12 protein-coding genes are annotated in these 13,838 nt (G+C 65.6%); 5 read left to right on the top strand and 7 right to left on the bottom strand.

What is annotated here, in order from left to right:
* Positions 1 to 48: 48 nt before the first annotated feature.
* Positions 49 to 1,623, bottom strand: a complete 1,575-nt coding sequence (locus MZC64_RS23935) for an FAD-binding protein (protein ID WP_247759632.1) — start codon at positions 1,621 to 1,623, stop codon at positions 49 to 51.
* Positions 1,624 to 2,216: 593 nt separating this feature from the next.
* Between MZC64_RS23935 and MZC64_RS23940 the strand changes: the two genes are divergently transcribed.
* Positions 2,217 to 2,825, top strand: a complete 609-nt coding sequence (locus tag MZC64_RS23940; RefSeq protein WP_247759631.1) for a hypothetical protein — start codon at positions 2,217 to 2,219, stop codon at positions 2,823 to 2,825.
* Complete coding sequence (locus tag MZC64_RS23945) at positions 2,822 to 4,126, top strand: MAB_1171c family putative transporter (protein WP_247759630.1); 1,305 nt, start codon at positions 2,822 to 2,824, stop codon at positions 4,124 to 4,126. Before MZC64_RS23940 ends, MZC64_RS23945 begins: the two co-directional genes overlap by 4 nt.
* A 624-nt stretch (positions 4,127 to 4,750) precedes the next feature.
* Here MZC64_RS23945 and MZC64_RS23950 read toward each other — a convergent pair.
* Positions 4,751 to 5,809: a DUF4192 domain-containing protein gene (locus MZC64_RS23950; RefSeq protein WP_282105796.1), complete on the bottom strand. Its 1,059-nt coding sequence runs from the start codon at positions 5,807 to 5,809 to the stop codon at positions 4,751 to 4,753.
* Between the two features lie 257 nt (positions 5,810 to 6,066).
* On the opposite strand from MZC64_RS23950, the gene MZC64_RS23955 reads away from it, so the two are divergent.
* Together MZC64_RS23955 and MZC64_RS23960 are read left to right on the top strand one after the other, a co-directional pair.
* Positions 6,067 to 7,713, top strand: a complete 1,647-nt coding sequence (locus tag MZC64_RS23955) for a hypothetical protein (RefSeq protein ID WP_247759628.1) — start codon at positions 6,067 to 6,069, stop codon at positions 7,711 to 7,713.
* 193 nt (positions 7,714 to 7,906) lie between these two features.
* Positions 7,907 to 8,407 (top strand): hypothetical protein, encoded by a 501-nt coding sequence (locus MZC64_RS23960; protein ID WP_247759627.1) that lies wholly within the window; start codon positions 7,907 to 7,909, stop codon positions 8,405 to 8,407.
* Between the two features lie 215 nt (positions 8,408 to 8,622).
* On the opposite strand, the gene MZC64_RS23965 is transcribed toward MZC64_RS23960, so the two are convergent.
* The 4 genes from MZC64_RS23965 to MZC64_RS23980 form a co-directional block, all read right to left on the bottom strand.
* A complete protein-coding gene (locus MZC64_RS23965) occupies positions 8,623 to 9,660 on the bottom strand; it encodes a hypothetical protein (protein WP_247759626.1) in 1,038 nt (345 codons plus the stop codon).
* A 2-nt stretch (positions 9,661 to 9,662) separates the two neighbouring features.
* Complete coding sequence (locus MZC64_RS23970) at positions 9,663 to 10,049, bottom strand: hypothetical protein (RefSeq protein WP_247759625.1); 387 nt, start codon at positions 10,047 to 10,049, stop codon at positions 9,663 to 9,665.
* A 116-nt stretch (positions 10,050 to 10,165) separates the two neighbouring features.
* The gene (locus tag MZC64_RS23975) at positions 10,166 to 11,044 is read right to left on the bottom strand and encodes a glutaminyl-peptide cyclotransferase (RefSeq protein ID WP_247759624.1); all 879 of its coding nucleotides are present in this window, start codon (positions 11,042 to 11,044) and stop codon (positions 10,166 to 10,168) included.
* A 91-nt stretch (positions 11,045 to 11,135) separates the two neighbouring features.
* Entirely contained in the window at positions 11,136 to 11,594 is a 459-nt protein-coding gene (locus MZC64_RS23980; protein ID WP_247759623.1) for a hypothetical protein, read from the bottom strand.
* Between the two features lie 371 nt (positions 11,595 to 11,965).
* On the opposite strand from MZC64_RS23980, the gene MZC64_RS23985 reads away from it, so the two are divergent.
* The gene (locus tag MZC64_RS23985; protein ID WP_247759622.1) at positions 11,966 to 12,382 is read left to right on the top strand and encodes a hypothetical protein; all 417 of its coding nucleotides are present in this window, start codon (positions 11,966 to 11,968) and stop codon (positions 12,380 to 12,382) included.
* Positions 12,383 to 13,101: 719 nt separating this feature from the next.
* Here MZC64_RS23985 and MZC64_RS23990 read toward each other — a convergent pair.
* Complete coding sequence (locus tag MZC64_RS23990) at positions 13,102 to 13,422, bottom strand: hypothetical protein (RefSeq protein ID WP_247759621.1); 321 nt, start codon at positions 13,420 to 13,422, stop codon at positions 13,102 to 13,104.
* Between the last annotated feature and the right edge of the window lie 416 nt (positions 13,423 to 13,838).

The raw sequence follows: 13,838 nt of genomic DNA on the forward strand, positions 1-13,838 counted from the left end.
GCCAGCGGAGCGGTGCACGGCCGGGCCCGCTGCCTGTGCACCGCGCGTTCACCGTTTTCGCGTAGCCCGGATCGCCGAGGGCAGCCCGGTGCCAGCGTTGAGGTTGAGATACGGGGAGTGCTCCTCCACCGTCCGGGAGAACCACTCCCACCGCGGCCCGAATTGCTCCGGCCAGGGTCGGCCGGTCTTCCAGAAGTCCCAGTACGGATAGGCCACACCCCCCTCCTCCCAGACCGTGGCCAGCGCCCTCTCCCGGGCACTGCCGATGCTGGCCACACGGTCAGCCACGTCAGCACCGGTGCTGACCTGATCGAGGTCTCGGAGCACACCTGTACTCACCACGTACTCGTGGCTGCCTGTCGGCAGGGCGAATGCCGGGCGGGTGAAGGCGGACCTGCGGTGTGGGAAGGCAAGCACGAACTGCGGGATGGTGGTGTCCCAGTCCTGTTCAGTCAGGTCGGCGATCCGGCTGGCGAGGTAGGGCTCGGCACTGGGCCAGTCCAGCAGCACGTCATCCCACATCTTGAGGGTGAAGTTCCAGTTGGCCCGCTCCTGCAGGTGCGTGAAGAGATCGGTGATCATCCGGGAGCGGTCGGCGTAGGACACCACCTCCCTGTTCGACTGCCGGGGACGCAGGTGCTCCGGGAGTTTCACCGGTTCCGGGTCGGCCTCGTGGGTGTGGACGTAGGCGTGTACCTCACACACTGGATCTTCGCCCGGCTTGTCCGGTCGCTGCACCCACAGGTAGAGCTCGTGACAGGCGTCGTCGGCGAGCAGGGTTTCCATCGCGGCGAGGGCGGTGCCGAGTCCGGCGTAGCGCAGCCGCTCCATCTGCACTCGCCCGGCCACCGGCACCAGTTCGACGTCTGCCGAGGTGATCACCCCGATCACCCCGAGCCCGCCGAGCGCGGCGTGGAAGACTTCGGCGTGGTGCTGTGGAGTCGCACGCATCACCGTGCCGTCCCCTGTGACCAGGGTCAGCGCGCTGATCTCATCGATCACCGCACCCTTCCGCGGGAACGCGGAGAGGCCGCCCACAGACAGCACCCCTCCGAGAGTGAGGCCGTGGTAATCCGGCAGGCCCGCCGCCGGGCGGTAGCCCTCTCGCATGGCCGTCTCCTCCAGCGCCACGAGCGTGGCCCCGGCACCGACAGTGACCACCGCGCGCTGGCCAGGCTCGATCACCCTGACTGGCCCGACCTCGGTCAGCTCACCGTCTCCGTCTGCCATCGCGATCACCACCCCGCCTTTGGTCAGGGCGTGGGAAGACATGGAGTGCCCAGCTCCCCGCACAGCCACTTCGACACCACGCGGGCCGGCCCAGGCAATCAGTTGACGAACGCCCTCGGCGGTTCGTGGCACGTACACCGCGCCAGGCACCCACTCCTGCAGGTTGCTCGCTCCTCGCGACATGCGCCGCAGCATCGACTCCACCACGCTGACCCGTCCGTCCCACCCCTCCCTCGTCGCCACCTCCCTCAGCTCCGGCAACCAATGTGGTCCGGCAACCTCCGCCATGCCTTTGCTCGTCGTTCCGCGCAGGCTCATCTCAAACTCCCGTTTCGTTCCTCGTTGTTCCATTCCCTGGACCGTGACGGCATTCCCCGCTTCGCCATAACGCACCAGGTGAACCGTAAGGGAAACCGGTGGATTAGCGCATCAGTACAGTACTGACACCGCAAGGGGGACCGTAAGTACAGTACTTACTACGGGTTCAGTCGAAGTACGTGGCACTACGAAGGCGAATGGGAGCGATTCTCAGTAGTCACACCAGACCAGCTATCGATATCACTTTCCGTACATCAGGCGTGATCTGGGATGTCCCGCCGACCCTGACCCTCCCTGGCGCACTGAACTGCACAAACATGGCCTACCGGTCGCCCGTGACCCTGCTCAGGATAGCCAACAACCTGGTCGCATAATGTGATCCGTTCAACGTTCAGCACAGTCTTTCTGCGCAAAATCTGCCCGCCTGCCATACTCCGAATGTGTACAACTTGTTATGCTGCTGGCGAGCGAATGATCGATCACCTAGTGTCCGTCGCACGCCGTGGCCACAGGCGCTACAGACGTCGGGGAAATCAGCACGCGGTGTTCCACCGTGTGCTGACAGCAGCACGGTCCGGAACAATCCGCACCGCTGAAGCACACCCCCACGCCGATCCGGTTCCGGCGCGGCCGCGCCGACCCGGCGTGGGCAACCGCAAGGGGGAAAAATGAGCACCCTGCACAGCAACCGTACGAGGCGGATCGCCGAGATCGTGGACAGCCTCCTGCTGCCCGTCCCGTTCACCCTGCGGGGCTTCCTGGACAACCTGGAAGCACGGCTGCAGCGGCGCATCGTGGTGCAGGCTGCGGAGCTGGACGGCTCGATCCTGCCCTGCGGACTGCTGGTGTGCACCCGCACGATGCACCTCATCGTCCATGCTGCCGGCACCACGGCCCTACACGCCCGGCACATAATTTTCCACGAAATCGGGCACCTGCTGCTGGGTCACGGCCGCACGAGCGGGGGCGACGGCTGGGACAACGCCGCGGGCCTCACGCCGACCCCGCTCTCGCACCAGCCCGTGGTCCGACAACTGCTGCCCAACGTTTCTCCCATTCTGCTGACCCGGATCCTCGGCCGCACCATCCATCCGGCCAGCGGCCCGAGTGAATCCGGCTTCGACACGATCGCCGAAGCCGAAGCCGAGTACTTCGCCTACTCGCTCTCCAGCAGAATCGCGCCGGCCCCCGGCCCGGCCGCGCCCCGTGCCTGCCCAGACACCATGACCGGCTTGCTCGGCGCGCTACACCCGGCCCCGACGCATGAGCTCCGGTGACCTCCGTACTGTCCTGGCTGGCCATCGTTCTGGCCACGATCACCGGGATCGCCACCCTCACCACCGCCCACTCGGCACGCGGCCGGTGGTGGTGGGGCACGGCGCTGCTGCTGTGGGCGGCGTCGATGGTGCTGGCCGACCCCGGCCTGCACCAGCTCCTGGTTGCCCACTCCACGGCCCCGAGCAACCTGGCACGCCTGCTCTCAGACTGCCTTGCCGTGGCCGGGGCCAGCAGCGTGCACGTCATGCTCGACCACTACCAGCATCCCCGGCACCCCTCCAGGCGTCGCCTGGTTGGCCAGGCCGCAGTGCTCCTGGTGGTGATCGCCGCGATGTGCACACTGCTGGTGTCCACCACGCTGCCCACCACCGACGAGTTCACCGTCGGCTATGCCCATCCGCTGACCATGCAGGCATACCAGGCCCTGTTCACCGTGGTGATGGCCGCGGCGTTCGCGCGCTTCGGCCTGCTGGTGCGCCGCGCCGGCCGCCGTGCCCTGGGCGCCCCGCTGCGATTAGCGGTCCGTCTGGACTTGCTCTCAGCTGGGCTCGGGCTGACCTGGGTGCTATGCGGCAGCTTCACGGTCGCGGTCACCGCCCTCGACCTGGCTCACAAGCTCGCCGTGCACGAGCTGACCGCGCTGCTGGCCGCACTGTCCCTCATCTCCATCGCCCTAGGCGCGGCCGCCTCGCTGTGGGCAGCGAAGGCGGCACGACGGTGGATCCTTCTGCGTGTGCGCCGCGCCGTATGGCGCTTGACCCCTCTGTGGCAGACCCTGACCGATGCCGCCCCACAAGTCCGCTTCCCCGCCTGCACCAACGATCCAGTCGACCAGCTCTACGCGATCATCATCCAGATTCGCGACGCTCAGCTGGCCCTACGGCACTTCGCTCCGGCGGTGGTGGCCGACTACGTGGCAGAGCAGGCACTCGCCCGCGGGCTGTCGAAGCAGACCGCGGCGTGTTTGTCCGAGGCGGCCGAAGTCGCCGTGGCCATGGATGCCGCGCGGGTCGGCCACAAGCCCGAGTCCGCTCAGGACACGCCGGCGCTCCCGGTGCGCACCGGCTCAGCAGAACGCGAGCGCGGCAGCGTCGACCTGGATGCTGAAGCACGGTCACTGTGCGCGCTTGCTGGCGCGCTCAACCACCCGCTGGTGCGTAATGCAAGGGAGATGGCCCGGCGATCATGCGACCAGGTCAGCGAGCCTCTGGCCTGTCTAGACCCGAGAGCGTGCCGAGGCTGTAAGCGCACCCTTGACGACGTTAGCCGCAGTCTGCGGCCCGCCGATCCTCTGACCTGAACCTGTCGCCCGACCAGATCGACTTGGCGACTCAGCAGTAGGCCGATGGGGCGTCCATCGACGCCGTGGCCGACCTCGGCAAGCTGGGTGATCGAGGCCGAGGGTGCCGGGCAGATCACGACCGCTGGCAGCGGCGCGGGCACCAGCGGCCACTGCCCACAATCGCCAGGGGCATCTGTGCGGCGATTGTCCTTCGCTGCCAAGGGGAATCCATTACGACGGTCGAGAACCTTCTCCAGAGTCCCTACCTGGTCTCGTGATGCGTAGGTGCGAATGGCAGCGATCTACCCGAACGAGCCGTAAGCACGGACTGCCTCCACGGTCAGTGGGAGGCGTCGGCGGGGTGGAGCGCTTGCTTCAACGATCACGTGGGCATGGCACCCAGGGCAACCCCTCCAGGTGGTCCCGATAGATCCGGCATGGCTTGCGGCCGATGGTGGAAGCGCGGTCCCAGATGCCCTTGGGCCCCACCGCTCCTGGCATTCGCAGCCAGCTTGCCCTTGCCGTCGACCGGAACATCGAGTCTTGCACAGGGCAGCCCAAGCACAGTGAGAGGCAGTATCGTTGGAGTCTCTGGGGAAGGGGTGTTGCCGACCTGGTCGGCAACACCCCTTGTGTTTCTACTCAGCGTCTCGTGTCTGCCACGCTCAACCCGATCTTCGCAACTGCCATGGTGGTCGCGAAGCCCACAGTGGCCATGCGTGTCGACGAGATCACGCCATACGGCAGGATCTCGGCCAGTTCGGGCTCCGAGGCGCGGTCGGGATCGGCCGTCACTGCCGTTTGCGCTGCGAGCCTGGCCAGTTCGGTGTTGCCGCGGAGCGCGGCAGTCACTGCGAGGAGGGTCGCGGCATCGGCCCGGTGTTTGCCGGGCAGTGCACGGGTCAGGTGTTGCCACAGTCGAATGGCTGCGTGTGCAGGTTCGATGAAGGCAAATCTGTAGGAGCTGTCGCGGATCAGCGGGTCCTCCAGCGCCCAGGCCAGAGATACGAGTTCCCTGTCCGTAGTGGGGAACTTCTCGTGCTCGGCCGCCTCCACAGCCTCAAGTACGCGGTGCACCTTCCTGGATAGGATCTTGCCGTTCTGGCTGATTTCCGTGTCCTGGCTACGTTCCAGGAGGGTGTAGAGCATCCGGCGTTCACGACGTGCGGCCTCCTTGTCCGGTGTGAGTGAGTCCGTGAAATCCTCGACACGCTCATAGATCACCTTGCCCATGGCCGTTGCTGTCGCGGCGGTAGGGCAGTCCCGTGGGTCCTTCTGCCTGCCGCTTTGGGGTGAGTGCTCGCAGTACCGGAGCCAGAGAGCTCCCTGCTCGATCCGGGGCACCCAGAGCGAGAACGGGACATGGATTCCGTTCCGCCGAAACGCCCCGTCGAGCTCACCAACCAGGTCGGCATGGGGTGGGTGATCGCTACCGGCGCGCGTGCCGCCGGCGATGACCATCAGGCTCGCTGCTTGCCACCCTCGGCCGGCCATCGTGGCCAGCAGCCGTTCGGGTTGAACCGTTTCGCTGGTCAGGTTGACCAGATCCTCTCGAATGACGCACGGGAAATACGTCCTTTCCTCTTGGTAGAAGGGCAACACCAGCAGGCAGTCCTGGGGGTAGAAGCCCAGCATGTAAGGCACTCCGCTGATGAGTTCATGGAGGCCCGCGCAGTCAATGTCGAGTCTGTGATCACACATGGGGTCGTCTCTTTCCTCTGGCGTTCCAGGTCTGCTTGGCCAGTCCCGGTCTCCCGTGATCGGCGGTCACCAGTGGTGTCACCACCTTCCGAACCACGGTCGAGGTCTCCCTGGTCAAGACCTGCGCCTGCGCCGGTACCGACGGCAGGCTCGCTGGGAGGTAACGCGCTGCGGCCGCGGTGGCCGCCAGCCACTCGGCGATCCCCGCGTTACCTCCCACCCCGTCCTGATCCGATTACAAGGAGGGGTACGCCGTCATGACGGCCACACCACTGTCGAAGAATCCGACCTTGACTGACCACAATGGACTGTTCAGCTTTCTGACTGCTGCGGACAGGTGGGCCACGGCCAGAGATCTCGTTGTTCCACTAGGAATTCACGCCGCCAGGCAGCACAGTCGCCTGGCAATCACGATCACAGCGCTGGACCCCAGCATGCCCGAACCGAAGACCATCACAGTCGCGGGCGCATCAACAGCGGCTCTCGATCTACTCGCGCGATCACGCAGGATTCGGTGGGTTGCGGCCGACCTCGTCACCTCGGCCACCGCGTTGGCCGCGGATGGAGTCCAACTCCGTCAGGCGATGTGTCTGCTACTGACCGAGCGCATGTTGGATGCTTACCACGGCATGGTCCCAGACACCTCGCAGACCACTCTTCTTCCCCAGCGGTACACCTTGGCGTACCAACGGCTCAGGGAGATCGAGGAAGCGGAAGGCGTGATGCTGCTGACGCGTCTGGACTCGGCCAACGCCCTGCTGGCGGCGGAGATGAATGCCGGCGGTATTGGCTGGAACACGGCCGTGCACCGGCAACTGCTGGTGCGGCAGGCACTCAAGCCGAGAAAGGGCGATCCGTACCCACGGCTGGCCAGGGTTGACCGCGACATCGTGAAGGCGCTCAACACCCGTCAAGTCAGCCAGTGGCGGAAGTTGAAAGGGATTTTCGACGGCGAGGGTGTGGAGGCGTTCACCTCTTACGCGGCAACGCTGTTCGACGGCGAGCATCCCGCTCATGGATTGGTCGCGAGGTGGCGGAAGCTCAAGCTGCTCGTGTCGCGCTATGGGTACGAGTGGGCCGAACAGTGGGTACGCGAGGACCGGTGGTGGCCCGTGTTTCAGCCCTATGGCACTCCGTCGGGCCGTTGGTCCAGCGATGGCGGCGCCATGGGACTTCCGAGTCTGCTGCGGCCCTGTGTGACCGCTGCGCCCGACCGTGTTCTGGTGTGGGCCAGGCTGTCCCAACCCGGGCCGAGGATGTGGGCACACCTCTCTCGCGACAGCCAGTTGATTGCCGCCTGTGGTGCCGACGACCTGTACGCACAGCTAGGGCGTCAGCTGGGCCTGGAACGCCAGATCGTCAAGGAGTGCCTGCTGGCGGCCATCAACGATGACCGATCATCCATCGGGAAACGTGCCTTGGTGATGTCGCGTACATGGTTCCCCGAGGCGATGCGGTACCTGTCCGCCCTAACAGCGCAAGGGCTCCGCGGTGAGCTGGTCCGTAGCGGGTTGGGCAGAACCTGCCCGGCACCGGATGTGTCGTTCACTGCCGCGTTGGACCGGCCGTGGAACGAACGCAGTCTTGAGGCACACAAGGTGATGGAGGAGCGCGGCAAACTTGCCCGTGCCTTCCCGATCCAGGCAGCGATCGCCGAGCTGACCTGTGCCCTGGCAGCGGAGGTCAGGGACGAGCTGACAACTTCGGACAAGGACACGCGGCTGATCCTGTTCGATCAGGCGGAGTTTGTGATCGAGACGACTCCGGACAACGTCACGGCTGTCGAGTACTCGCTGCGCAAGCTAGTGAACAATGCCGCGGTGCGGGTGCTCGGGGACAGCGGGGTCTGCTGGCCGATCACCGTCGGACACGGCCGAGCTTGGGCTGAGGCAGGCAAGAAGTAGCAGCCGGCTCGTTTCGGTTGCCGGTTGGGACCGGCTCGTTCGCCGGTCCCAACCTCCCCCTGTCAGCGGCTCCGGCGGCCACCGGCCCGCACAGCCAAACCGCGCCGAGCGCGTTACCTCCCTGGCATTGCTGGCATGCCGCGCGGCAGGAGTCTGCCCGCGTCACCCGGAATGGCAACGGAAAGGACCTCGCATGTCCGTAGAGGCGCAAGCGATCCTGTGCACACTGGCCGTGATCAGTATCGTGCTGTTTCTCGTGATCACTCGCTGGGCACGACAAACTGCATCACCCGAATGCACCGATGTGCGGCACAACGTGGCACTGCACCTGATCGACTGTAGTCGTGAGTTCTGGCTGCCGCCGCTGCCGCCAGAACGGTCGATCGAGGAGCAAACGGCCTACAGCGTTGTGGTGCGGTGGGAAGGCTACGACGAGATTGACGGGCACCGGTGGTCGATCCGGCATCGCGGAGTGGTCTTCGACCAGACGGGATCACCCGTTGACGAGCGTGATGCGCGCCTGTCAGTGGCGGCCCTTCCCGAAAGCCACCCCTACTCACTTCCTTCGCCGTACCTGTTCGAGATTCTCGTCGCTCTGAACATCGCTCACACAGTCGTCATCCCCCGGGTACGGCAATTGTGGGAAGATCGCCAGCCGTCCCCCTGCCACTCGAACCCACTGCACGAGCAGTGACCAGTCCGGGTGAGCGTCCACTATGGACGCTCACCCGGGCCCTCCCCTCTGGGAACCTCAACAACCCCTCGGCGGGATAGCCTCAGATTCGGCGCTGCGGCCACGGAACAGCGCACGCCAGGTGCCTGAAGTTCACGACAGCACGCTGAAATCCAGCACGGCAAGGCTCGGGTTCCTTGTCGACACCTCGGCATGACATCCGCACGTTCGCATGCCTACTTGAACGCGAGCAGGCAGAGGTGCTCCAGCGCGTTCGAGACAGGTCCGAGCGGTGGAAACCAGCTGGCACCCTCGTCGAGCGTGTTGTCGAACCGACGGCAGCCGGAGTTCGATCGGGTCAGTTCCTCGGGTAGCTGAGGAGGCGGCGGCGGTGACTGCGCACGGGTCTGGTTGTCCTTGTGCTTCTGGGTCAGCACTTCCGGCGGTCGAGCCGGCAACTCCCCGAGTGCACGGCGAAAGCGGTCAGGGTCGAAGGCCGGGCCTTCCCGGTAGGCCAAGCCGACCGGGGTGTCCATGCAGCGGCCGGGCTCGCCAGGTCGGCCACCGGTTGTGGCGGTGTCCTGGATCCGGTTGGTGATCACGGTCCGGCAGGAGTCGACGTTCCCGGCGCGGCCGGCGACGAAGGCCGTGGGGTCCACGGCCTTACCGCCGGAGACTTCGTCGAGGCTGGGCATCGCCAGTAGGTTCGCGGCCAGCGGAGTTCGTGGAGCTGTCCGCGAACCTGCATCGAGCGGCGGGGCCAGCGGAGAGTTGGTGAGTAGCCCGACACCCGGGACGCCGCGGGACAGGTCCGCCCACGTGTCCCGAGCTGGACCGGCCAAAGCGCGAAGGCGTTGTTGCAGGGCGGGCAGGCTGTCGGTCATGCCGACCAGGTTCGCCCGTTCCATGGCGTCGCGCTGCGCTTGGAAGCCGGCAAGGGATCTGCCCAATGGGGCGCTGTTCCCGCCGATACTGGTCAGGTCCGCGCGGGCGGTGAGCATGTCGAGGTAGGCCTGTTGTCGGGTGCTGAAGGTACCGGCAGCCTGGAATGGCCCGGCGATGGTGAACCCTGGTGAGGCGGGTGTGGGTCCTGCCGGGCGGGTGGGCAACGAGGTGAGTGGGGCGTGTTGCTGCGGCGGGATCGGGAGGTCACCGGGCAGCGGCGTGGCTGGCGGCGGAGGTGGTGCCGCCGAGCTGGATGCGGTGCCTGCCATAGCGATCCCCAGGATCGTGAGGACTAGCAGCGCATGGCGGATGGGGTTGCGGGCGAGCATGGTCAACCTCCGGACAGGTGTGGAGTCATGGTGTGCAGGGCGACCATCACGGTTGTGATGGCTTGGCGGGCCTGGCGGACCGCGGTGACATTCTGTTGGTGGCAGGCGCCTTCGAGTGCGGCGTAGTGGCGGGCGAGGTCGTTCAGCTTCCCCACGATCGCGGCGGTCTTCGTCGCGTCGTAGGTGGTGGCGCCGACGGCGGTCGCCTGGCTCAGCTGGGCGGCTCGGGCGCGGCCGTGTCCGGCCAGTGTGGCGAGGGTGGTGAAGTAGTTGGATCCGTCGGGGTTGCCGCCGGGGCGGCGGGGTTCGTTGGCTGCCGCGGCCACCAGCTGTGCTTCGATGGAGGTCAGGGCGACAACACCGTCGGAGAGTTCTCGCGCGTGCGCCATTGGCGGTGTAGGCGGTCTGCTTCCCCATTGCGTCCCACCGCATCCGGCGGCCAGTGTCGCTGCTGCCAGGGTGATACAGATGATCGAGGATCTGTTGGTTCGGCGATGGCTTGACATCAGCTCTCCTTGGTCTTCCAGCGGACGTGGTAGGTCTGGCCGAAGTGCTTGCCGGTAACCAGGAACTCGTTCGTGCCAGGAATCGCGGCGATGCCGTTGAGAACGTCCTCGGCGCCGACTGGCCGCTCGATGAGGCGTACTCGTTTGAGGTCGGCCATGCCGGTGACCTTTCCGGTGGCGGGGTTGATGCGCAGGAGGTGGTCTCGGTGCCATTCGTTGGCCCACACAGCACCGTCGACGCACTCCAGCTCGTTGAGTTCGCCGATGGACCGGCCGTCGGATCGGGTGATGTGTGCCTCGCCGGTACGTTCGAAGGTGTTGGGGTTGCGGAAGATGAGTCGGTCCATGCCATCGGAGGTGATCAGCCTGGTCCCGTCGTAGCAGGCGCCCCAGCCCTGTCCGGCGAAGCGCACTCGGCGAATCTCGGCAAAGCTGTCTGGGTTGCGCAGGATGGCGACGCCGTCTTTCCAGGTGAGCTGCCAGATCCCCACTCCGGGCACCGTGGCGATTCCCATCGCATACAGCGGTTCCTGCACTGAAATCTGACGCAGCACACGCCCAGTAGTCATCTCGACAGCGCGTAGGGAGGACTGGCCGACCAGGCCAGTGCTTTCCAGCATGACGCCGTTGAGCATCTCCACGCCCTGGGTGTGGGCCTGCCGGTCATGCGGGTATTCCTGCAGGATCTCCGGTTCCAGTTGCTCGATCTGGTTGTTGACGGTCGTGCTCGTCCTGTTCGGAGCGGCCGTTGCGGTCGGCCGGATGCTGCTGGTGTGTGGGGGTTGTGCGCTGGTGCAGCCAACGGCCAACAGCAGGAGCGCTAGGAGCGACAAGACGAGCCGCGGTCGGTACCGAGTCCGCGAGGGCGATGTGGTCATGCCTGGTAGGTAACGCGCGGACGAGCCGTTGGTCGCCTGCCTGGGTGGAGGGGTGCTCCGGCTGCTGCAGCCGGAGCACCCCTCTGCGGTCTCAACTCCGTGGCGCGACGCTAGCCAGGCCCAGCTTTCGGGTACTGACGAAGGGAATCGCGTACAGGTCGGGAACTATGGGTCGTGGGGACCGGCGTGGCATCGCTGGTGTCCGCGGCGTCCTGCGCGGAGCTTCGGGCTTTGCCTGGAGAGGACTCGCTTTGTCGGCCAACTGCGCACGCAGGGTGTCCAGTTGGGTGGTGAACTCGGTGATGACGTTGCCCAGTTTGTTGAGCGCGTCCTGATGCTCAACGTGGACGTCGGCATCGTGCAGGCCGCGGGTGTAGCCGGTGCGAGCGGCGTGCAGGTCGAGCCCTTCCCACAACTTGCGCACAACTTTGGGGGGGATGATCTTACGAATGCACAGGGCCAGGAGGATCAGCATTCCCAGGCCGAGAGTCAACGTGATCATGCTGTGGAACACCGAATCCAGTGACTGCGGTGGGTACATGGGGTTCATGAGTTCGTCCTCGTGTTCGCGGCATGGCTGGCGGAGTGGTCCGACACACCGCAGGTAACGCACGACTGGCGGGCTGGTCGTCGTGGCCAAGTGACCATTCCGACTCATCGTGCGCGGCTTCCGCACAGCCACGTACGTGAGAGGTGCGTTACCTACGTCCTAGGGAGAGCGAGCTGAGGAGGTGTGCTGATGATCGATCTTTTCCAGCTGGAGCCCTTGCGAAAGTCCGGCCGCTGCCGGGCCGTACTCGAACAGGGCACTCGGCCATCATCTGGAGTCCGCGCGCCTCGCAATGGTTCTCCTGCATCACCACCAACCGACCATGAAGCCGTTGGTACTCAGCGGCGCCGAGTATGAAGGTGAGGCGTTCCGTGAATCCCGATGACGTGGCGCAGGTCCTGGCCACCATGCTCACCCACCGCGTAACCACGGGGCTGGACCTGCGCCCCCACAAGATTGATCCGCTGGAGGCGCGGTTCTACGCCGCGCTGGTCCCACTTTCCGACTATGTGCGCACACAGCTTCCACCGGACGTTGTGGCTGAGGCTACGACCGACAGGATGGAGGCCGAGCTCGACGACCTGGTCGCTGCCAACCAGCCCACGGCGGACACGTCCGCGACGGCGAACATAGTCGCCTGGGTCGATGTGCTGCTGACCCTCACCAGGCATGCCTATGAGCTTCCGCCGAATGCCTTGCTGTTCCTCACTGGGCGGTACTTCTTCGCCTTGCGCTCCGCAGGTCTACCGCATGACCCCTATGTTCCTGACTACGTAGACCAGCCGTGAGCTCGGCCGTTTACTTCTCGGGCGGCACAGCCGAACTGGCCACCACCGACTACTTTTCTGTCTCTGTTGATAGGTGTCGGCTCCGCCGTGCCGTCGCCGAGTTCGGCTGCTGTCAGCTCGACTTGGTACCCGATCCGGCCGCCATCAGACGGTGCTCGGCCGGACGCTGATCTTCACCGCGGTCCCCCTTTCCTCTTGTTCCTCGCGCCGAGGCTGAGGCAGACACTGGAGGATGTATGGCCGGGTTCGAGGCCAGTTTGCTCCGGGCAGGAAGCGGCATCCGCGAACAGGCGGCTGATGTCGTCGACCTGCTCGGGATCCTTTGCACTGCGAATCCGCGGGGTCGCCATCGCCGACGTCTGCGTCGACACCGGGGTCCGTTACACACCCTGGCGCGGAGTACGCGCTCGGCAGGCCGATATCCGCAGACGCGACCTGGCTCGGCTTCGACACCAGTTGGCTCGCCGTGGCCAATGCTGTCAACGCACATCTTGGTCGGGTCACTATGTGAGCCTCGGTGTCGGCGATATGACGGCCGAGGGACCCGATGTACCTGGCCGCCGGCCAGCGGCAGATCGCGACTGATCCGCGAGAATGCGGCGGAACCTACTCGCCGCCGCGACTGCCCTACACATCATGAACGGCCGCGCACCGCGCCGCCCAGCAACGGGTCACGCTGCTGGGCGGCACGGTCTCAGCTGACGACTATCACTTGGCGATTACAGCGGAAGGCACCTCGCCGAGGTCCGACGCAGCTTGTCGGCATAGACCCAGTAGTTGCCGCGTTCCCAGAGCTGCTTGACGTTGACACCAGCATTCTTGTTCCAGGTGGTCCCTGGCAAGCCCCACACTCGGACGTGCGGCCAGTAGTAGGTGTTCGACACTCCGCCGTAGAACTGTGAATGGTCCCATCCGCCGGTGCCGGGCTCCTGGACCACGTACTCGCAGACGAGGAGCTGGTCCGGCCCCTTCGCGGTCGCGGCGCCAGCAGTAACGGCGCCAGCCAGCATGACCGCGGCGATGACGAACGGGGTGATCAATGTACGAAGAGAAAGACGTTGTGGCACTTGACATTCCTAGGTGTCTCAGGCGGCGACGGGCGGAGGACCCGCAAGCCGTCACCACAGATCGATTGGCTTCCCGGGAGCCGCGGTGTGATTGCGGCTCAACCGGCGAGGTAACGCGGAGCACTCGATCTGGTCGGGTGAATCCGAGGCTGTACAAGAAAACTTTCGGCCCCGAACCAGAAGCACCTACAGGAGCGAGATGACTCGCTCTGGTCATGGACTGGCAGCCACCTGGTGGTTGTCCGTATCGGCGCCAGCAGACATCAGATGTCAGCGGCCTGGAACTCGGCGGCCGGCTTGCCGTCCTGCTGGACCGACCTAGTGCCGAACACGCGTCGTTACTCGACAGTGGATTCCACGTGCAGCAGCGGGTCTTCCGCTCGACGTCT

The organism is Crossiella sp. S99.2 (genome assembly GCF_023094165.1).
GTDB lineage: Bacteria > Actinomycetota > Actinomycetes > Mycobacteriales > Pseudonocardiaceae > Crossiella.